Below are 20,841 nucleotides of genomic sequence, written 5' to 3' on the forward strand. Positions count from 1 at the left end.
TTTGTTTTTACGCAATTTCGGCTGCAAGCTCACATTTTGGTTTAGCTGAAATTGCCCTAGAGGAATTGCAATGGCATACCTGACGCGCCGGCTGATGACATTCCCGCTGATCATGCTGGGCGTGTCCATCTTCGTCTTCGTCGCCATCCGGCTGGTGCCGGGCGATGCGATCACGGCGATGCTCGGAACCAATGCAGGCCTGCTAACGCCGGAGCAGCGGCAGGCCCTTGCCGCCTATTTCGGTATCGACCAGCCCTGGCCTGTCCAGTACTGGCATTGGCTGCTCGGCGTATTTCAAGGCAATCTCGGCATTTCAGTCACTTACGGCAAGCCTGTCCTCGATATCATCCTGGAGCGCTTTCCACTGACGCTCGAGCTTGCCTTGCTCTCCATGGTGATCGCGCTTGCCATCGGTCTGCCGGCGGGCGTCTTTGCCGCAACGCGAAACGAGAAGCTGTCCGATCTTGCCGTGCGTATTGTTGCCATGATCGGGCAGTCCACACCGAATTTCGTTCTCGGCCTGCTGCTGATCTATGCTCTGTCTGCCGGTTTCGGGGTATTGCCGACCATGGGCGCCTTCACGCCTCTTTGGGAGAACCCGCTCGAGAATCTCGGCCAGATGATCCTGCCCGCGCTAACCCTCGGCTTTGCCTTCGCCGCCTCGGTGACGCGTGTCGTACGCTCCGCCATGCTCGACGTCTTGAGTGATGATTATGTGCGCACGGCCCGCAGCCGCGGTGTCCCGGCGCGCGGCGTCATCTGGCGGCACGCCCTGCCGAATGCGCTGATCCCCGTGGTGACGCTGAGCGGCGTCGAATTCGGCTATCTGCTCGGCGGCGCGGTGCTGGTCGAGCAGATCTATGCTTTGCCGGGGCTGGGGCGCCTGGTGCTGGATGCGATCCAGCAGCGCGATTATGCGCTGGTCCAGGGTTGTGTTCTGTTCATTGCTTTCAACTTCATGGTCGTGAACCTGCTCGTTGATCTCGCCTATGTCGCGCTTGATCCGCGCGTCCGTCTGGGAGAAGGCTGATGCGGATCGCCAAGGCCATCTTTTCCCATATGAGCGGCCGGATCGGCGGCGTGATTGTGCTCGTCTACATCGTCATTGCCATCCTTGGCGTGTTTGGCTTGACGCCGCATGATCCCGTCGCGCGCAATCCATTGGCTCGCCTGCAATCGCCCAATCTTGCCTACTGGATGGGCACCGACCTGCTGGGGCGTGATGTAGCCAGCCGCCTGATGAATGGCATTGGCGAATCCTTCACCGTCGCCTTCTTTTCCGTGGCTGCCGCAACTCTGCTCGGCACCGTGCTCGGCTTGACCGCCGCCTGGTCTGGCAAGCGCTGGGATGGCGTCATCATGCGCACCATGGATGTGCTGCTCGCCTTTCCGGCGATACTGCTGGCGCTTTTGATCATCGCCATCGTCGGTCCCGGCACCTGGACCAGCGTAGCCGCAATCGCGATCGTCTACACGCCGATCTTCACCCGTGTCGTGCGTGGCCCGGCCCTTTCCTTGAAAGGACGTGATTTCGTCGATGCCGCCCGCACCTTCGGCAGCAGCCGGTCGTACATTTTGACGCGGCATCTTCTGCTCAATCTCGTGGCGCCCTTGACCGTTCAAGTAACGCTGGCGCTCGCCTGGTCGCTGCTGACGGAAGCGGGCTTGAGCTTCCTCGGCCTGGGAACACAGCCGCCGGCATCCTCTCTGGGCTTGATGCTGAGCGACAGTCGCAATCTTATGGAAACGGCGCCCTGGCTGCTGATCTTCCCCGGCGTGACCATCATGATCTCCATTCTTGGCTTCAACCTGCTCGGCGATGCACTGCGCGACATCCTTGATCCGAAGATGCGGAGGTCGACGGTATGACGCCGCTTCTCTCCGTCTCCGATCTTCGCGTCGGCTTCGGGCGTGATCCCGAAGCCAATCCTATCGTGCGGGGCGTCAGCTTCGATCTTGATGCCGGCGAAACGCTGGCGATCGTCGGCGAAAGCGGTTCGGGCAAATCCGTCACGGCGCTGTCGATCAACCGCCTCGTCGATTTCGGCGGCGGCCGTATCATTGGCGGGTCTATTCGCCTCAAGCGCGCCGACAATAGTATTCTGGATGTAACCAGAGCGGGCGAAGCGGAGCTGACGAAGATCCGTGGTGGCGAGATCGGCATGATCTTCCAGGAGCCGATGACCTCCCTCAATCCGGTTCTGACCATCGGCACCCAGATCGAGGAATCGTTCCGGCTGCATCGCGGCCTGACGGGAAGCCAGGCAAAGGCGGCCGCCAAGGATGCGCTGGATCGCGTGCGCATTCCAGATGCTGCGCGCCGGCTGACCTATTGCCCGAACCAGCTTTCCGGCGGCATGCTCCAGCGTGTGATGATCGCGACCGCGCTTGCCTGCAATCCGCGCCTTCTCATCGCCGACGAGCCGACGACGGCGCTCGATGTCACTGTCCAGGCACAAATCATGGCGTTGCTTGCCGAACTGAAGCGTGAGACGGGCATGTCGATGATCTTCATCACGCATGATATCGGCCTTGTCGCGGGAATCGCCGACAAGGTGATGGTGATGCAGGCCGGGCAGGCGGTGGAACAGGGCGAGCTCGATCAGATTCTTGATCATCCCAAGCATGCCTATACCCAGCATCTCCTGCATTCCGTCCCGCATTTCGCCGCGGGGCAGGCCGCGCGCACAGATTTTCAGCGTGACGAGACGCAAGCCAAACCGGCCTTGAAGGTGGATGGCTTGACGGTACGCTTTCCGGTTAAGGGCAGCTTCATGCGTCGTTCGACCGGTGCGGTTCACGCCGTCGAAGGCGTCGGCTTCGACCTCATGCCGGGCGAAACTTTGGCAATCGTCGGCGAGAGCGGGTCGGGTAAATCCACCACGGCGCGGGCGATCCTGGGGTTGGTCAAGTCGACCCGCGGCACGTCCACGACCAATGCCGGCAAGGCTGCTGATCGCACCAGCGCGGTGCAGATGGTCTTCCAGAACCCCTATGCCTCGCTCAATCCGAGACTGCGCATCGACAACATTCTTGCCGAACCGGTGATTGCTGCCGGTGGACGGATTTCGGTCGACACACGTAAACGGATGACCGAGCTCTTGAAGCGGGTGGGCTTGCCGGAAAATGCTCTTGAGCGCTATCCGCATGAGTTTTCAGGCGGCCAGCGTCAGAGACTTTGCATCGCCCGCGCGCTCATGCTGAACCCTTCCGTGCTGGTACTCGACGAAGCGGTGTCCGCTCTCGACGTTTCCGTTCAGGCGCAGGTTTTGGAGTTGCTGATCGAGCTTCAGCGCGAATACGGGCTCGCCTATCTCTTCATCTCGCACGACATGGCGGTTGTCGAACGTATCGCCCATCGCATTGCCGTGATCTATGCCGGCCAGATCGTCGAGATCGGCGATGCCGCATCCGTCTTGTCCGAGCCCAGGCATTCCTATACCAGACGGCTGATCGCGGCGGTTCCGACGGTTGCGCGGCGCAAGGAAACCTTCACGCTCGACACGCGCCAGGTTCCATCATTGGTACGCCCGCCGGGCTTCGAACCGGCCGCACCTGAATGGCACCGTTTCGCAGCCGATCACATGGCTCTGGCGGAAGCTTGAGAGCCAAGATGGCGAGAGGGGGGAGCATGGAGTTTCAGGAGCGTTTCGACCGGGCTTTTGCGCCGCTCGAACAATCGGTGGCATCGGCCCGCATTCCAGGCGGCGTGCTTGGCATCGTCGATCTGGATGGGAGCCGGCAGATCCGCGCGATTGGCTCGGCACAGAAGGTCCCGAGTGTCAGGCCGATGCTTCCCGATACCTGGTTCGATCTCGCGTCGCTCACCAAAGTCATTTTCACCACGCCGCGGATCCTCGCCTTGGCCGAGGCCGGTACCATCGATCTCGATGCACCCTTGACGACGCTTCTGCCCGATCTGCGCCAATACAGTGCCGAGGCCTGGGAGCGGAAGGTGACATTTCGCCAATGCCTAGGACATCAAACGCCGTTTCCGGCGGTCGAGCCGATCTACACCTATGGCCGTGACCCGGAGCTTCTGCGCGCCTTCATTCTGCAGCGTGAATGGCGCGCCGGACCGCCCGTCTATTCCGATATCAATTTCATTCTGCTCGGTTTTGTGCTGGAACGACTGGCCGGGCAAACCATTCGAGCCATGGACGCAGGCCCGGGTTTTGCCTTCTCTGCGCCGCCTGAGCTGGCCGCCGCGACGGAGGACTGCACCTGGCGTAACCGTGTCCTGTCGGGTGAGGTCCATGACGACAATTGCTCCGCACTGCAGGGAGCCGGCCATGCCGGCCTCTTCGGAACGGCAGACGCGATTCTTGATTTTGCCAGAGGATTGCTTGACGGCAGCGGCGCGGCGGCAGGTTCGATAGCGCTGATGCGGACGCCGCTTTCGGCTACACGCACCCATGGCTGGGAGCGGCCGCATGACGGCTGGCATGGCGGCAGCCTCTGCTCCTCAGCCACCATCGGTCATACAGGCTTCACCGGCACGGCCCTCTGGGTCGATTTCGACAAGGGCAGGGCCTGGACCTTGCTCACCAACCGCATTCATCCGACACGCCACTTCGACAGCGGCATCCTGGCGCTTCGTCAAACGGTGAGCGATCTCGTCAACGCAGCTTAGGAGCCTGACCATGGAACCAATCTGGGCAGTCGGTCTGATGACCGGGACCGTCCTCGACGGCAATATCGATGTCGCGATGCTGAAGACGGATGGCGAGCGGATTGAGGAATTCGGCCCTTATGTTCTGGCGCCCTATCCCAGCTGGATTCGCGAATTGCTGGAAGAGACGCTACGCCAGGCTCGGGCCTGGAATTTCGAAGGCCCGGAGCCTGCGATCTTCAAGGCGGCGGAAGAAGCGCTGACGCGCGCGCAGTCGGAAGCGGTCAGGGAATTGGTCGAAGAGAACGGCATGACGATGGCCGACATCGGCGTCGTCGGCTTTCATGGCCAGACCGTGCTGCATCGCGCTCCGCAGAAGGATCGGCTAGGACAGACGCGCCAGCTGGGGGATGGCGAGCTGATGCGCTCCATTCTCGGCACCAAGGTCGCCTATGATTTCCGCTCCGCCGACATGCGGGCCGGCGGTCAGGGCGCGCCGCTTGCCGCAGCGTACCATACGGCGTTGTTGCGTGGCGCGGGTGCTGCGGGCGAGGCCGCCATTCTCAATCTTGGCGGCGTTGCCAATGTCACCTGGTGGGATGGCGAAGGTAATTTCGTTGCCTTTGACACCGGCCCGGCCAATGCGCCGCTCAACGACTTCATCAAGTCGCACGGGTTGGGCGAGATGGATAGGGGCGGTGCGCTTGGGCGTGCCGGCAAAGTCGATGAGGCGCGGCTCGAAAAGCTGCTGCAACATCCTTATCTGACCGCACCCTATCCGAAGTCACTCGATCGATTTGACTTCGGCGCCTCCATGGCGGATGGCTTGAGTCCCGAAGATGGCGCCGCCACCCTTTCGGCCTTTACCGCAAGTGCGGTCGGCAAGGCTTTGGACCTTCTGCCGCGCAGACCGAGTAAGGTCGTCGTCAGCGGCGGCGGCCGGCACAATCCGACGATCATGTCGATGCTCAGGAGCCGGGCCGGCGTCGAACCGATCTTTGCCGAAGATCTCGGCTGGCGCGGCGATGCGGTGGAGGCGGAGTGCTTTGCGTTTCTCGCCGTGCGTGTTCTGCGCGGCCTGCCGATCAGCTTTCCCGGCACGACAGGCGTGCCGGCGCCGATGCGTGGCGGCCGCCTCGCGGAATAGAGGCTTGTCAGAAGATCGCCGTTGCGTCGACGGTTTGCGCCACAGCCCATCGATGCTATGAAGAGGCCGCGAATTTGCGATCGGTTGGTCTCGGACGGATATCGCTTAGATGACAGGCAGGCAGCATAGGGCAGGCTTCGTCGGCACCATCGTTGCCTCTGCGATTGCATGTATCATTGCTGTTTCAGCCTTCGGTCCAGCAGTCGCCCAGCCGGAATGGAGCGCGGCGCCGCCGGTCTGCGTCTCCGGCCCGTTGACCACAGAGACTGGCGAAACGCTTTGCCTGCGCAAGGACAGCTACAATCGTGATCTCTGCACGGCGATCGAATATTTCGCGCATGCCAATCATCTACCGCCGGACTATCTGGCGCGGCTTGTCTGGCGCGAGAGCCTTTTTCGCTCAGATGCCGTCAGCCCCAAGGGCGCGCGCGGTATCGCGCAGTTCATGCCGGGAACAGCGAAGCTGCGTGGCGTGCGCGACAGCTACGATGCGCTTGAGGCGCTCGGCAAGGCGGCGACCTATCTTGATGAATTGCGCGACCGCTTCGGCAATTTGGGATTGGCTGCGGCTGCCTATAATGCCGGCGAAGCCGGCCTTGCCAATTTCCTGAATTCCGGCGGACTTCCCTATGAGACGCGCAACTATGTGAGCGCGATCACTGCCCATAGCGTCGAGGAGTGGCGTGATGATCCCCCCGATATTGCAGCTCCCGTGCTCGATAAGAGCAAGCCGTTTGTCGATTCCTGCGTGGCCCTTGCGCAGAGCCGCCGCCTGAAACCCATTCCCTTGGAGCAGGAGCGGCCCTGGGCGCCCTGGGGGGCGCAACTGGCCGAGCATTTTCAGCTGGATGCCGCCCGCCGTCTGTTTACCGCAAATATAAGAAAACTGCCGTCACCGTTGAATACGGAAAAGCCGTTGATCGTGCGTCAGCGCAATGCCGACTTCGGCCGCCGTGTCCGTTATGCGGCGCGCATTCCGCGACAAACGCGGGAGGAAGCGGATGCCGTTTGCACGCAGGTCCGGCAGCAGGGTGGCTCCTGCCTCGTCTTCAAGAACTAGCGTTGCGCATAGCTCCATCACGCTTGGCGGCCGTTTGACTTTCTGTCGCTCGATTGTGCTTTACTCCCTGATGTCACAAGCTTATTTCTTGTAAGCCCGGCCTTTGGGAGGAAGCCGTTTGGGTAGCCAAAGGAGTGTATCATGGCACAAAAGCGTGAAGTCCCGGGTATCCGCCCCTACAACAGCCCCGCCGGCGGTTGGGGCGCGCTGAAGGCCACGGCCAATGCGGTGCGCGAGCAGATGGATGTTACCGAAGCGCCCGGGCTTCTCCTGCGTACCAACAAGCCCACTGGCTTCGATTGCCCCGGCTGCGCCTGGCCCGACAAGGAGCATACCTCCACCTTCCAGTTCTGTGAAAACGGCGCCAAGGCCGTCACCTGGGAAGCAACCAACAAGCGCGTGACGCCCGAGTTCTTTGCCGAGCACACGGTCAGCGAGCTTTTGACCTGGAGCGATTATGAGCTGGAAAGTTCCGGCCGATTGACGCATCCGATGGTCTACGACCCGGCATCCGATACCTACCAGCCAATTGCCTGGGAAGACGCCTTTGCCCGTATCGGCGAGGTCATGCGAAGCCAGCCCGATCCTGACATGGTTGAATTCTATACGTCGGGCCGCGCTTCCAACGAAGCGGCGTTTCTTTTCCAGATCTTTGCCCGCGAATACGGCACCAACAATTTCCCCGATTGCTCGAACATGTGCCACGAGGCAACCAGCGTCGGCCTGCCGCAATCGATCGGCATCGGCAAGGGCACGGTCTCGCTCGACGATTTCGACGAATGCGATCTGATCATCTCCATGGGTCACAATCCCGGCACCAATCATCCGCGCATGATGGGGACGCTGCATGAATGCTCGCGCCGCGGCGTGCCGATCATCGTCTTCAATCCGCTGAAGGAGCGGGCACTCGAGCGTTTCGCCGACCCGCAGAGCCCGATTGAAATGGCGACTTTCAGTTCGACGCGGATCGCCTCTTCCTATTACCAGGTCAAGATCGGCGGCGATGCCGCAGCGCTGAAGGGCATCATGAAGGCCGTTCTGGCGCTGGCAGAAACCTCGGACGATGTCCTCGATCGTGCCTTCATCGCCGAGCATACCGCCGGCTTCGACGATCTCGTCGCCGATCTTAACCAGACGGAATGGGCCGATATCGAGCGTGTCTCGGGGCTCACCCGCGCCGATCTGGAGCGGGTTGCCGCGATCTATGCCAAATCGAAGGCGACCATAGTTGCCTATGGCATGGGCATCACCCAGCACGCCAGGGGCACCGCCAATGTGCAGCAGATTGCCAATCTGCTGCTGTTGCGCGGCAATTTCGGCAAGCCGGGCGCCGGCATCTGCCCGCTGCGCGGACACTCCAACGTGCAGGGCAATCGGACTGTCGGGATCACCGAGAAGCCGACTCCGGCTCTCATCGAAGGCATTGAACGAGCTTTTGGCTTCACGTCCCCAGCTCATCATGGCCACGATGCCGTTGCCGCCATGCAGGCGATGGCGGAGGGGCGCTCCAAGGTGCTGCTGTGCCTCGGCGGCAATTTCTCGATCGCGCTTCCCGATCCGGAACTCTGTGCCGAGGCGATGCGCAAGCTCGATCTCGCCGTCCATATGAACACCAAGCTCAATCGCTCCAATCTCCTGATCGGCAAGGAGTCCTTCCTGTTTCCCGTGCTCGGCCGCACCGAGCAGGACATTCAGGCGACCGGCGCGCAGTCGGTGACAATCGAGGATTCCATGTCGATGGTGCATGCCTCGCGCGGTCGGCTGAAACCGGCCTCCGATCAGCTGCGTTCGGAGCCGGCGATCGTTGCCGCGATGGCGCAGGCGACCCTGCCGACGAGCAAGGTCGCCTGGATGGAGCTCATCAACGACTACGACCTGATCCGCGACAAGATCGAAATCGTCTATCCCGATTTCGCCCGCTACAACGAGCGCATCCGCGTGCCGGGCGGCTTCCGTCTGCCGATCGGGCCGACCGAGCGCGTCTGGAAGACACCGTCAGGCAAGGCCGAGTTCAAGCTGTTTTCCGGCCTCAACGAGGATATTTCATTGTCGGACGGGACCGTGCTCAAGCTCGCCACGATTCGCAGCCATGACCAGTACAATACGACGATCTATGGCCTCGACGACCGCTATCGCGGCGTATTCGGCCGCCGCGACGTCCTGTTCATGAACGACAAAGATCTGAAGGCGAAAGGGCTGGAGCACGGTGATCTCGTCGAGATCGAGACGGCACTTCCATCAGGCGGCAGGCGGCTCTTGAAGCTGACGGCTATATCCTACGATATTTCCGAGGGCTCCGTCGCCGCCTATTACCCGGAGGCAAATTGCCTGATCCCGATCGACTATCAGGACAAGGAAAGCGGCACGCCGTCGTACAAGTCCATTCCGGTGCGCATCAGCAAGGCGGCATGATGTTCACGCAATCATCCAGCCAAGGATTGTTACCTCGTTGGCTGGATGACGCGTACATTGGCGAATTCCTAGGCAGCTCGTCGGCTATCGCGCAACGAGCATGTGGGATGATCAGGTAGAGTGCCTACCGCAGCCGTCCTCCGTGCTTGTCGAAATAGCGCCGGCGTTCGGGTGGGCAATGCAGATGGAGCGTGTCGCCGCGCTCGATCTCCGGTCCGTCGCGATATTCGGCGATGATCGCCTGGCCGTCCTCTGTCTGGCAGTAGAGATAGCGGGTGCCGCCCAGATATTCGGTGACGTCGACCGTCACCCGCAAGGCGTCGTCCGCGCCAGACGTGACGATGAGATGTTCGGGGCGCATGCCAAGCAGGATCTTTTCGCCCGTTGATGGCTTAGTCTGTGAGAGGTCGACCTTGATGCTGCCGTTGCCGACGCTCGCTGTCTCATCACCGGACCATGTGGCTTCGATCATGTTCATCCTGGGCGAGCCGATGAAGCCGGCAACAAAGCTGTTGGCCGGATCTTCATAGACCTCGCGCGGACTGCCCACCTGTTCGATCCGGCCGTCTCTCAGCACGACGATCTTGTCGGCAAGCGTCATCGCCTCGGTCTGGTCATGGGTGACATAGATCATCGTATTGCCGAGCTCGCGATGCAGCCGAGCAATTTCGATGCGCATCGAGACGCGCAGCTCCGCATCGAGATTGGAGAGCGGCTCGTCGAAGAGAAAGACATCCGGCTCGCGAACGATGGCGCGTCCGATGGCGACACGCTGGCGCTGGCCGCCGGAAAGCTGTCCCGGCCGGCGGTCCAATAGGTGATCGATCTTGAGGATCGCGGCGGCGGAGCGCACGCGTCTTTCGATCTCGGATGCGTCAGTCCGGGCCATTTTCAGCCCGAAACCGAGATTGTCGCGAACGCTCATATGGGGATAGAGCGCATACGATTGGAAGACCATGGCGATGCCGCGCTCCGATGGGTCGAGATCGGTAACGTCCCGGCCCTTGATGGCAATCTCGCCGTCGGTGACTTCCTCCAGTCCGGCAATCATGCGCAGCAGCGTAGACTTGCCACAGCCGGAAGGGCCGACGAAGACGACGAACGCGCCCTCCGGTATATCGAGATCAATGCCATGGATGACCTCGAGCCCGCCGAAGCTTTTGCGGACACCGGTCAGGCGCATGCCGTTCTTCGTCATGTCAGGCTCCGCGCTGCAGCTGATCGGCGCGGATCCAGACAAGCATCTCGCCGGGTTCGCGATTGTCCCAAAGATGATAGGGCACGAAACGCGCGGTGGAAGGCGTGCCTTTTGGTGGCGCGGTCCGATAGAGATCGGCGCCCCAGTCGGCCGCCTCGCGCGTTACGGGCACATCGAGTGCCACTGCTCCCTCCAGCTCGGCGATTTCCGCCGTTTTCGCGATTGCCGGATTGCTGGAAAGAGAAATGCCGTTGAGGTCGTGACCATTGTCCGTTGTCTCGACGCAATAGACGAGCGGCCCACGCATCAGGGCAGCACGCCCGGCATCCTGACGGACTTTCGGATTGGCAAACAGCGCGCGCGGGATAAGGGGAAGGGTGAGATCGACACGATCGCCTGCCTGCCATTCCCGCTCGATGCGGACATAGCCATCGACCGTGACCGTTGCGAGATCGACCGATGCGCTGTTGATTGCCAGCGTCGCGCCATCAGCCCATTCGGGAATGCGCAGCGACAGCGCAAATTTGGCATTGCGATCGGGATTGACCTTGAAGCGAATTGCGCCGTCCCAAGGGTATCGTGTTTCCTGTGAAAGCTGCACGGTCACGCCGCCGGCGAGCGGTACGCGAGCCTTGCTTTCGCCGTAGAGATGGACGGCGATCTCGTTGTCGGCGGCGGCATACATATAGGAGCCGACCGAGGCGAGCAGCCGCGCGATGTTCGGCGGGCAGCAGGGGCAATGATGCCAGGTCCAGCGGTGATGCTTACCGGCGCTCTCCAGCGGGTTTTCGTAGAAGAAGGTCTTGCCGTCCTGCGACAGGCCCGCCATCGCACCGTTGTAGAGAGCCACTTCCATGATGTCCGCATAGCGGCGGTTCGGACCGCGGCCGAGCATGCGGTTTGCCCAGAAGACCAGCCCGACGGAGGCGCAGGTCTCGGCATAGGCGCTTTCGTTCGGCAGGTCGTAATAGTCGGTAAAGCCCTCGTTGGAGGCAGCCGGCCCGATGCCGCCGGTCACATACATCTGCTTGGTCGTCAGATCGTCCCAGAGCGTCTCGAGTGCCGCGGTCAGCGTATCGTCGTTATATTCCGTGGCGATATCGGCCATGCCGGAATAGAGATACATGGCGCGCACCGCATGGCCCACGACCTTCGTCTGGTCACGCACCGGCAGATGCGATTGGCTGTATTCATAGGTCTTCTGCACGAATTTCTTGGGGTCACGGCCGTCGCGAAGCGCCTCATCGGTGAAGAAATGCGGTTCCCGGCCGCGCTCGTCGATGAAGTATTTGGCGAGATCGAGGTATTTCTTCTCGCCGGTGACGCGGGCGAGCTTGACAAGTGCAAGCTCCACCTCCTCGTGGCCGCAATAGCCGCGCAGCTGGCCTTCGCCATGCCCGAAGACGGTGATCATATAGTCGGCAAAGCGGCTCATGATGTCGAGCAGCTTGCGCTTGCCCGTCGCCTGGTAATAGGCGACCGCTGCCTCGATCAGATGGCCGGCGCAATACAGTTCATGATGATCGCGCAGGTTCGTCCAGCGGCGGCCGGGTTGGACGCGCTGGAACCAGGCGTTCAGGTATCCGTCCTCCTGCTGCAGCTTTTCATACATGTCGATGATGGCGTCCGCGCGAGCTTCCAGTTCGGCATTGGGGCGGCGATAAAGCGAATAGGCGATGGTCTCGATCGACTTGCCGAGGTCGCTGTCCCAGAACATCTGCGTCGAGCCCGACCAGGTCTGCAAGGGAATGACGATGCCGGGGCTTGGTTGGTCGACGTCGATTGCTTTGATCATGCCGGCTTCGACACAGCGGTCGAGCAGCGTCGCCGCGGTCGAATTGCAGATGGCATCCTGGCGAGAGCCGAAGAGGCCAGCGAGCTCGACATTCGGAACGGGCAAGGGGCGAAACTGGCGGTTTTCTCTGTCAGACATGGTTTTGATCCGTTGTTGAAAGGGTTATTTCACCGCGCCGGCCATCAGCCCGCGCATGTAGTAGCGTTGCAGAAGCAGGAAGACGATGACGCAGGGGATGGTCATGACGGCGATGCCGGCCTGGACCGCCCCCCAGTTGACGGCGCCGAGGCGGCCGGTCCTGACGGCGATCATCAGCACCGGCAGGGTGAATTTCTCGTTGCTCGACAGGAGCACCAATGCCGCGAGGAATTCGTTCCAGGCATTGAGGAAGGCGAAGATCGCTACGGTTGCGACACCCGGCAGCACCAGGGGGAAGAGGACGCGGAACAGCAGTTTCAGATCGCGGGCGCCATCGATGCGCGCCGCCTCCTCGATTTCCTTCGGCACGGCATCGAAGGCGTTGCGCATCATGAAGACCGAGAAGGGTAGCTGCAGCGTCACATAGACGAGCGTCAGTCCGATCAGCGAGTTGTTGAGGCCGAGCCTTGCCAGGATGATGAAGAGCGGCGTCAGGATCGACTGGAAGGGGATCATCAGCGTCGCGATGATCAGGATGAAGAGCGCGCCCTTGAAAGGGAAGCGATAGCGGGAAAAGCCGTAGCCCGCAAGCAGGCTGACGATGACGGTCAAAAGGACGGTCGCGACCGAGACGAAAAGCGAGTTCAGCGTATGCTGCACGACGCCCGCCCCAAAGCCATCAAGCGAGCGATAGGCATCGAAGCTGAAGCCGGTCGTCGGCCATGGCGGCAGCGGCGGAAGGCTCGCCTCGGTTCCATGCCGGAACGACGACAGCAGCGCGATCGCGAACGGTGCAAAGAAAAAGATGATGATGACGACGCCGATGCCGTGATAGCCGATGCCGCCCCAGAGCTTGCGCCTAGCGCGGCGCTCTCTTGCGGTGGTCATGGCTTGTCCTCCCCGACACGAAGCAGCCAGAGCTGGACGATGCTGATCAGCACCAGGATGACGAGGAGCGCGATGGAGAGCGCTGCACCATAGCCGAGGTTGAAGGACACGAAGGACTGGTTGAAGATGTAATAGACCACCGAAATCATCCGGTTCTGCGGGCCGCCTGATGTCATGATGTAGAACTGGTCGAAGGCGAGCACCGAGCCGGTGATGGAAATTATCAACGCGAGTGCGATCGTGCGGCGCATCAGCGGCAGGGTCAAATGCCGGAAGCGCTGCCAGCGCTTGGCGCCATCGATGCGGGCGGCCTCGGTCAGTTCGGAGGGGATCGCCTGCAGGCCGGTCAAAAGAATGATCATGGTGAAGCCGGCGATCTTCCAGACGACCATGACGATGATCGTTGCGAATGCCATGTCGAAATCGGCAAGCAGGTTCGGTCTCTTGTCGACGAGACCGAGCGCCAGCGCGACAGGAGCGAAGAAGCCGCTATCGACATTGGCGAGCCAGACCCAGAGCAGCGAGGCGGTCGCAAGTCCGACCACGACCGGAAGGAAGATGATCGTGCGGTAGAAGCCGACGAACGGCCGATGTTTCTCGACGAAGAAGGCAAGCGGGAAGGCGACGGCGAAGATCGCTATGGTGACGACGACGGTGTAGTAGGCGGTGAAGCGCAACGCTGCCATGAAGCGCATATCGGAGAACATGCGCGTGTAGTTGCCGAAGCCGATCCAGCGGGGATTGCCGAGCAATGGCCAATTGTGGAAACTCATCCAGAATGTAAAGACTACGGGCAGAACGAAGAAGACGATGACGAGCGCCATGGCCGGCGCGATATAGAGAAACCCGTGCCAACTGGCACGTCTTCGCCGTTTTAGCGGACGCGCGGCTACGATAGCTCCAGGGCCAGCCATGGAATGCTCCCGATATTGTGATGGAGGAACCGGGGAGTTTAAAAAGCTCCCCGGCGTGGATGAGTTTACTGCTGTTGGGCGTTGTCGATGATCGACTGCATCTCCGATTGGGCGTTGGAGAAAGCGCCATCGACATCGCTGCCGAAGATGGCTGCGTTGGTGAAGCCGGCCCATGGACCGTTGGCGCTGTTGATCAGGTCGTTGAACTGCAGCGTATAGGGCGTCTTGGCGATCGAGATTGCCTTCAGCCCGATCTGCATGCGGGGATCAAGACCTTGCAGCACCTGGTCGGCGATATCGCCGCGCGTTGGCAGGCTGCCGTATTTCGCCATGATCTTCTGCCCTTCGAGCGAATAGGTGTATTCGAGGAACTTCTTCACTGCATCGAGCTTCTTCGTGCCCTTGGAGATGACGAAATTGTCACCGCCGGCAAAGGATGATGGCTTGCCATCGACGCCGGGGATCAACGTCACGCCGAAGTGGATGTTGGGATATTGCGTGATCAGCGTGCCGATCGAAAAAGCGCCGATACTCTGCTGGCCGATCTTGCCGTTGCTGATGCTGAGGAAATTGGCGCCTGTGTCGCTTGCAGCTCCTGCCGGCACCAGATCCTTCTTGACCATATCGCGATAGAAGCCAACGGCCTTGCGCATCTGCGGCGTATCGAGGGTCGCAGTCTTGCCGTCGGCCGAAAGAATGTCGGCACCTGCGCCCCAGACGAGTGGCGTAAAGGTGAAGATCATGCAGCCACCGCAGCCGCCACCGGAGAAATAGAAGCCATAGGTATCGCCGCCGATCGCGCGGATCTTTTCGGCATTCTGCTCGATCTCTTCCCAGGTCGTCGGAGCCTTTTCCGGATCAAGGCCTGCCTGCTTGTAGAGATCCTTGTTCCAGGCAAAGACCGAGGTTTCGACGGACAATGGCAGGCCGTAGATGTGGCCGTCATAGGTGCCGAGCTTCACATGTGAGGGCGACAGCGAATTGAAATAGGGCAGGCTTTTGGCCCAATCTGTGAGGTCCGCGAGCTGGCCGGCGGCGGCAAAGGCTGGTGTATAGATGAGGTCCATCGAGAGCGCATCGGGCGCCTGCCCGCCGGCAATGGCGGTCGCGTATTTCTGCACGAGCTCCCCGAATGGCACCTCGGTCAGCGTGACCTTGTCGTCATGGCCGGCATTATAGGCCTCGACGACTTTCTTGAAGGAATCACCGATGCCGCTTCGAACCCACATGGAGATGTTCTCGGCAGAGGCGCCGGAAGCAAGCATTAAGGATATGAGGCCAGTTGCGGCCAGAAATCGTTTCATCATCTTCTCCTCCCATGGGGCCACTCCCATCAGCCCCTTTTCCTTTAATCAACGATCGGGGCTTCCCCCGCATGATTGCCGGACGATAAGCTCGCACGGCAAAGTTCTGATACCAGGTTCGACGTCGCGTCCCTCAGCAAGCGCGAGAACCGTCAGCCCGGCCTCGCGGCCAAGCGCCTTGAGATTCATGTCGACCGTCGTCAGCGGCGGCCGGGTCTGGGCGGCGACGATCTCCCAATTGTCGAAGCCGACCACCGAGACATCCTCCGGCACACGTACGCCGCGCTCGCGAAGCGCATCGACGATCGCGCGGGCAATCTGGTCGTTGCCGCAGAAGATCGCGTCCGGCTTCGCTCCGTCCATGCTCCATAGCCGTGCCACAGCTTCATGACCCCAGGCCTCGGACCACATGCCGTACAGGACCGGCAGTTCGTCCCCGGCGAGATCGCTATAGGCCCTGGCGCGCTCACGCACCGAAACGAAGCTTTCGGGACCGGTCACATGGGCAATCCGGCGTCGGCCAAGGCCCTGCAGCCATTCAACAGCAAGCGCCGCCCCCTGATAGTCGTCCGCGCAAAAGGTGACGCTTCCCGGCGCGCCCTCGGTGAATGCATAGATGACCGGGACCGGCAGATTGGACAGATCCACCGGCAGGCGACGATCGATCCGCTTTCCGGAGGCGATGATGCCGTCCACATGCTTGTCCAACATGGCGTCCACATGAACCTTTCCAAGTGCCGGATCGTCCTCGATCGTGCATAGAAAGACCGAGACACCGTGATCGACGAGCGCTTCCGTGATGCCGGCCATGACCGGCAGCGTAAAGCGGCCATATGTATCGTTGGTGAGAAGACCGATCGTAAACGTGCGATTGCTGAGCAATCCCTTGGCGAGCGCATTCGGACGGAAGCCGATCTCGGCAGCAGCACGCTTGACCCTTTCGCGGGTCTCGTCGCCCATGCGGCCGGTATTGTTCAAGGCCTTGGATGCCGTTGAAATGCTCACGCCTGCTGCCGCCGCAACGTCGTGAATCGTTGCGCGTCCGCTTTTCGCACGCTGATTTTCCAGATGTCTTCTCCCAATCGAGTTTCTTTGAGAAAAGCTTTTCTCAACCGAAGAGTCAACTAGAGAAAAGCTTTTCTCAAAAATTTCTGCGCGGAAGAGAAAGAGGCCGCAGGAAGCACGGTGCATGGACCACGTTGAAACGCGTGTTGAGCACTAGATCGATGTCAGGTCGGAGACTTGAGCAGGGCGTGGTCTTTCATCACCCGCCCTCGTGGTTCGAGGCTTCGGCACCTTCGACAAGCTCAGGAGCCTGCGCACCTCACCATGAGGGCTAACCTTCCGCGCAATACCGCACACAGAGCTGGCTTGCTGCGACGGGAACCGGTTTTATGCGAAGATGTGCGCTCCATCCTCACCCTGAGGAGCGAAGCCTCGAAGGGCGAGGATGGCCCGGGGTCTCTCATAGAAAAGCGGCGGCCGAGACCTTGCCGGTCCGGCCGCCGCGTCAATTTCAGATTGTCGGTGGTGTTAGCCGATCGTCATCAGGCTGGCATTGCCACCGGCTGCGGCAGTGTTGATCGACGTCGTCACCTCTTCAAGCAGCCAGTTGAGGCAATAGGCGTTGGCACTTTTGGCGATCTCTTCGCTCGAGGCCGCCTGCGTGAGAACCAGCGGGCCGGGAATTGCCGAAATCACCTTGATCGCCTGCTGGATCCGTTCGGCATCACCCTCGATGAGAGCGCCGGCAAAAGGTCCATCCACTGCCCAATCCTTCGTCCAGGAAATGCGGTTTGCCACCGGTGCCGGCAGTTTGCGAAGCTCGTCCTGCAGGCCCGAGGCCGCATCGATGACGATCGAATTGCCTGTTGCAAGCCCGGCGGCGATCTGGACATAGAGGCCGAGAGGCGTTTGCGGAACGAGCAGGATCCTGCCGCGCGGATGCAGCGCATAAAGGTTCAGTTCACCGACCGGACCTTGCAGCTCGGTATTGAAGCCGAGCGACGATTGGGCCGCGACAGCACGGGCCTGTTTGGCTGCGTCCGCAGCACCCTTGCCTTCGAGCCAGGCGATGAACTGCTGTGCAGCCGGATCAGTTTGCACCGAGGCATCGCGTAGCGCTTCGGTGGAGGAAGCGACGAGACGACGCAGATACATCGGGCCGCCTGCCTTCGGGCCTGTGCCGGAAAGGCCGCGCCCACCGAAGGGCTGGACGCCGACGACTGCGCCGATGATGTTGCGGTTGACATAGAGATTGCCGGCGCGAACGTGCTCAGTGACATGGGCGATCGTATCGTCAAGGCGGGTATGCAAGCCGAAGGTCAAGCCATAGCCGGAGGCATTGATATCGGCAATCAGCTTGTCGAGCCCCTTGCGCTGGTAGCGCATGATGTGAAGGACTGGGCCGAATACCTCACGCTTGAGATCGCTCAGTTTCTTCAGTTCGATGATGGTGGGAGCAACGAAGGTGCCTTTGGCAGCGGTCGAGGGAAGATCGAGCTGTTCGACATTGCAGCCGAGCTGGCGCATGCGCTCGATATGGTCATCGATGCCGCGCTTGGCGTTGTCGTCGATGACCGGGCCGATATCGATGGCGAGCCGGTCGGTCTTGCCGACCGAGAGTTCGCGAAGCGCGCCGCGCAGCATGGTCAGGGTACGATCCGCCACTTCTTCCTGCAGGCAAAGAACGCGCAGTGCCGAGCAGCGCTGGCCGGCACTGTCGAAGGCCGAGGCGATGACGTCGCCGACAACCTGTTCGGCAAGGGCCGAGGAATCGACGATCATGCCGTTCTGGCCACCGGTTTCGGCGATCAGCGGGATCGGCTTGCCGAATTTCGAGAGCCGTTCTGCAAGCTGCGCCTGGATCAGGCGAGCGACTTCCGTGGAGCCAGTGAACATGACGCCGGCGGTTTCCGGGGCGCCGACGAGGGCGGCACCCATTCTGCCGCTGCCGGGTGCAAATTGCAGGACATCACGCGGGATGCCGGCGTCATGCAGGATGCGGACACCCTGGGCGGCAATCAGCGGCGTATTGCCGGCTGGTTTCGCGACGACGGGATTGCCGGCAACCAATGCCGCGGCAACCTGGCCGGTGAAGATCGCCAGCGGGAAATTCCACGGGCTGATGCAGACGACGGGGCCAAGCGGCACGCTCTCCGGCGTCAGCACCTTGCGGGCCTGGGCGGCATAATAGCGAAGGAAATCGATCGCTTCCCGGATTTCGCCGACGGCGTTTGCGGTCGATTTGCCGGCTTCGCGGATCGTCAGACCGACGAGGGCTGGCATCTCGCTTTGCATGAGATCGGCGGCGCGTTCCAGGATGGTGGCGCGCTTGTCGGGGACTACGGTCGCCCAACGCTCGGCGGCCGCTGATGCAAGCCGCATGACGTCGGGCGCATCCTCCGGCTCCAGTTCGGTGACATGGCCGACGACGTCGGCATGGTCGGCGGGATTGAGAACGGCTCGGGTGATGCCGCGTTCGGAGCCATCGGCAAGGAGCGGCTTTGCAATCCAGTCCTTCGCCGCCGAGGCCTGCAGTTGCCCGGAGAGATCAGTGAGTGCCGTCTCGTTCGAAAGGTCGACGCCAGCGGAATTGCGCCGCGCGCCGCCGAACAGGTCAGCCGGCAGCGAGATCTTGTCGTGCTGAGCGCCGACAACCGTCATCGCGCGCACGCGCTCGACTGGATCGGCGATCAGCTCGGATACGGGAACGGCGGGATCGGCGATCTTGTTGACGAAGGAAGAGTTGGCGCCGTTCTCAAGCAGGCGCCGGACGAGATAGGCAAGCAGCGTCTCATGGGTGCCGACCGGTGCGTAAATGCGGCAGGGTCGGTTAAGATTCTGCGCGCCGACGACTTCTTCATAGAGCGGTTCGCCCATGCCGTGCAGGCACTGGAACTCGTACTTCCCGACGGAAAACTCGCTTCCCGCCATATGGTAGATCGTGGCGAGGCTCTGTGCGTTGTGGGTGGCAAATTGCGGGAAGACCACATCGGTTGCTTCAAGCAGCTTCTTGGCACAGGCGACGTAGGAAACGTCGGTGTAGATCTTGCGGGTATAGACGGGAAAGCCTTCCAGGCCTTCCAGCTGCGCGCGCTTGATCTCGGCATCCCAATAGGCGCCCTTGACGAGGCGAACCATCAGGCGGTGCTTGGAACGGCGGGCAAGATCGATGATGAAATCGAGGACGAAGGGGCAGCGCTTGCCATAGGCCTGCACGACGAAGCCGATGCCGTCCCAGCCGGACAGATCCGGATCGAGGCAAAGTTCTTCCAGCAGATCGAGCGAGAGTTCGAGACGATCGGCCTCTTCGGCGTCGATGTTCAGGCCGATATTGTAGCCCTTGGAGAGCAGCGCCAGCGCCTTTACCTTCGGCAGAAGCTCGCCCATGACCCTGTCGGCCTGCGAGCGCGAATAGCGCGGATGCAGCGCGGAAAGCTTGATGGAGATGCCGGGGCCTTCATAGATGCCGCGGCCGGCAGATGCCTTGCCGATCGCATGAATGGCGTTTTCATAGTCTCGGTAGTAGCGCTCGGCATCGGCATGGGTGGTCGCGGCTTCGCCAAGCATGTCGTAGGAATAGCGGAACCCCTTGGCTTCGAGGGTGCGTGCGCGCTTCAACGCTTCATCGATTGTTTCGCCGGTGACAAACTGCTCGCCCATCATGCGCATGGCCATATCGACGCCACGGCGGATGACCGGCTCGCCGGCACGGGCGATCAGCTTTGTCAGCGCCGCGGAAAGCCCGCTTTCGTTGACGGTCGAGGTCAGTTTGCCTGTTACCACCAGCCCCCAGGTGGCAGCATTGACGAACATCGAGCGGCCGCCACCGATATGCGACTTCCAATCGCCGCCGGCGATCTTGTCGCGGATCAGCGCATCGCGTGTTGCCGTGTCGGGAATGCGCAGCAGCGCTTCGGCAAGACACATCAGCGCAACGCCTTCCTGGCTGGAAAGAGAATACTCCTGCACAAGTCCCTCGACGCCGTCGCCCTTGTGCTTGGCGCGCAACGCTTCGATCAGCTTCTTGGCGGTCTTTCTTGCCGCCTCGCGGGTAGCCTCCGGCAAGGTGGCCGCTTCGATCAGGACCGGCAGGCACTCGGTTTCGGGAAGTCTATAAGCGGCGGTGATCGCCTGCCGGAGCGGGCTCTGCTCACGAATAGGCGGCGCGAAGTTTGAAAACGGGGCAACGTCTGGGGCTGGTTCTTCGGTAGCGAGCTTGGCAGAGACAGTCATGATAACCTCAAGGTGCAAGGGTCCCGATGGCTCATGTGGGCGTCAGCGATATCGCCCCACGCAGCCCTCCCGTTGCTTCGACGAGAACATACTTCATTCCAGGAAAGCGTTCCGCCTTGAAACTGCGGCTTTCCA

General features: G+C 61.3%; 14 protein-coding genes. 7 read left to right on the forward strand and 7 right to left on the reverse strand.

Annotated features, from left to right (window positions below; translation table 11 throughout):
- Nucleotides 1-70: 70 nt before the first annotated feature.
- From AC13Q5_RS17650 to AC13Q5_RS17680, 7 genes are all read left to right on the forward strand, one after another.
- Complete coding sequence (locus AC13Q5_RS17650) at nt 71-1,030, forward strand: ABC transporter permease (protein ID WP_457879577.1); 960 nt, start codon at nt 71-73, stop codon at nt 1,028-1,030.
- Complete coding sequence (locus tag AC13Q5_RS17655; RefSeq protein ID WP_457879576.1) at nt 1,030-1,869, forward strand: ABC transporter permease; 840 nt, start codon at nt 1,030-1,032, stop codon at nt 1,867-1,869. Before AC13Q5_RS17650 ends, AC13Q5_RS17655 begins: the two co-directional genes overlap by 1 nt.
- Nucleotides 1,866-3,605 carry an ABC transporter ATP-binding protein gene (locus tag AC13Q5_RS17660; RefSeq protein WP_457879575.1) on the forward strand — a complete coding sequence of 580 codons (1,740 nt, stop codon included), beginning with the start codon at nt 1,866-1,868 and terminating at the stop codon, nt 3,603-3,605. The genes AC13Q5_RS17655 and AC13Q5_RS17660 overlap by 4 nt, the downstream gene beginning before the upstream one ends.
- 8 nt (nt 3,606-3,613) lie before the next feature.
- Nucleotides 3,614-4,633: a serine hydrolase domain-containing protein gene (locus AC13Q5_RS17665; RefSeq protein WP_457879574.1), complete on the forward strand. Its 1,020-nt coding sequence runs from the start codon at nt 3,614-3,616 to the stop codon at nt 4,631-4,633.
- Nucleotides 4,634-4,643: 10 nt separating this feature from the next.
- Entirely contained in the window at nt 4,644-5,759 is a 1,116-nt protein-coding gene (locus tag AC13Q5_RS17670; RefSeq protein ID WP_488502595.1) for an anhydro-N-acetylmuramic acid kinase, read from the forward strand.
- 109 nt (nt 5,760-5,868) lie between these two features.
- On the forward strand, nt 5,869-6,819 hold the full coding sequence (locus AC13Q5_RS17675) for a lytic transglycosylase domain-containing protein (RefSeq protein ID WP_457879572.1): 951 nt from the start codon (nt 5,869-5,871) through the stop codon (nt 6,817-6,819).
- Between the two features lie 141 nt (nt 6,820-6,960).
- Nucleotides 6,961-9,231 carry an FdhF/YdeP family oxidoreductase gene (locus AC13Q5_RS17680; protein ID WP_488502596.1) on the forward strand — a complete coding sequence of 757 codons (2,271 nt, stop codon included), beginning with the start codon at nt 6,961-6,963 and terminating at the stop codon, nt 9,229-9,231.
- Nucleotides 9,232-9,355: 124 nt separating this feature from the next.
- Here AC13Q5_RS17680 and AC13Q5_RS17685 read toward each other — a convergent pair whose 3' ends face one another.
- The 7 genes from AC13Q5_RS17685 to putA form a co-directional block, all read right to left on the reverse strand.
- A complete protein-coding gene (locus tag AC13Q5_RS17685; RefSeq protein WP_488502597.1) occupies nt 9,356-10,429 on the reverse strand; it encodes an ABC transporter ATP-binding protein in 1,074 nt (357 codons plus the stop codon).
- Between the two features lies 1 nt (nt 10,430).
- Nucleotides 10,431-12,362, reverse strand: a complete 1,932-nt coding sequence (locus AC13Q5_RS17690) for a glycoside hydrolase family 127 protein (RefSeq protein WP_488502598.1) — start codon at nt 12,360-12,362, stop codon at nt 10,431-10,433.
- Nucleotides 12,363-12,386: 24 nt separating this feature from the next.
- Nucleotides 12,387-13,250, reverse strand: coding sequence for a carbohydrate ABC transporter permease (locus AC13Q5_RS17695; RefSeq protein WP_075854050.1), 864 nt, complete (start codon nt 13,248-13,250; stop codon nt 12,387-12,389).
- Nucleotides 13,247-14,164 (reverse strand): carbohydrate ABC transporter permease, encoded by a 918-nt coding sequence (locus AC13Q5_RS17700; RefSeq protein ID WP_075854051.1) that lies wholly within the window; start codon nt 14,162-14,164, stop codon nt 13,247-13,249. Before AC13Q5_RS17700 ends, AC13Q5_RS17695 begins: the two co-directional genes overlap by 4 nt.
- 65 nt (nt 14,165-14,229) lie before the next feature.
- Nucleotides 14,230-15,471, reverse strand: a complete 1,242-nt coding sequence (locus AC13Q5_RS17705; RefSeq protein WP_457879568.1) for an ABC transporter substrate-binding protein — start codon at nt 15,469-15,471, stop codon at nt 14,230-14,232.
- Between the two features lie 45 nt (nt 15,472-15,516).
- Entirely contained in the window at nt 15,517-16,473 is a 957-nt protein-coding gene (locus tag AC13Q5_RS17710; RefSeq protein WP_488502599.1) for a LacI family DNA-binding transcriptional regulator, read from the reverse strand.
- 528 nt (nt 16,474-17,001) lie between these two features.
- On the reverse strand, nt 17,002-20,706 hold the full coding sequence (gene putA / locus AC13Q5_RS17715) for a trifunctional transcriptional regulator/proline dehydrogenase/L-glutamate gamma-semialdehyde dehydrogenase (protein ID WP_488502600.1): 3,705 nt from the start codon (nt 20,704-20,706) through the stop codon (nt 17,002-17,004).
- Between the last annotated feature and the right edge of the window lie 135 nt (nt 20,707-20,841).

The organism is Martinezella sp. CNPSo 3964 (assembly GCF_057784375.1).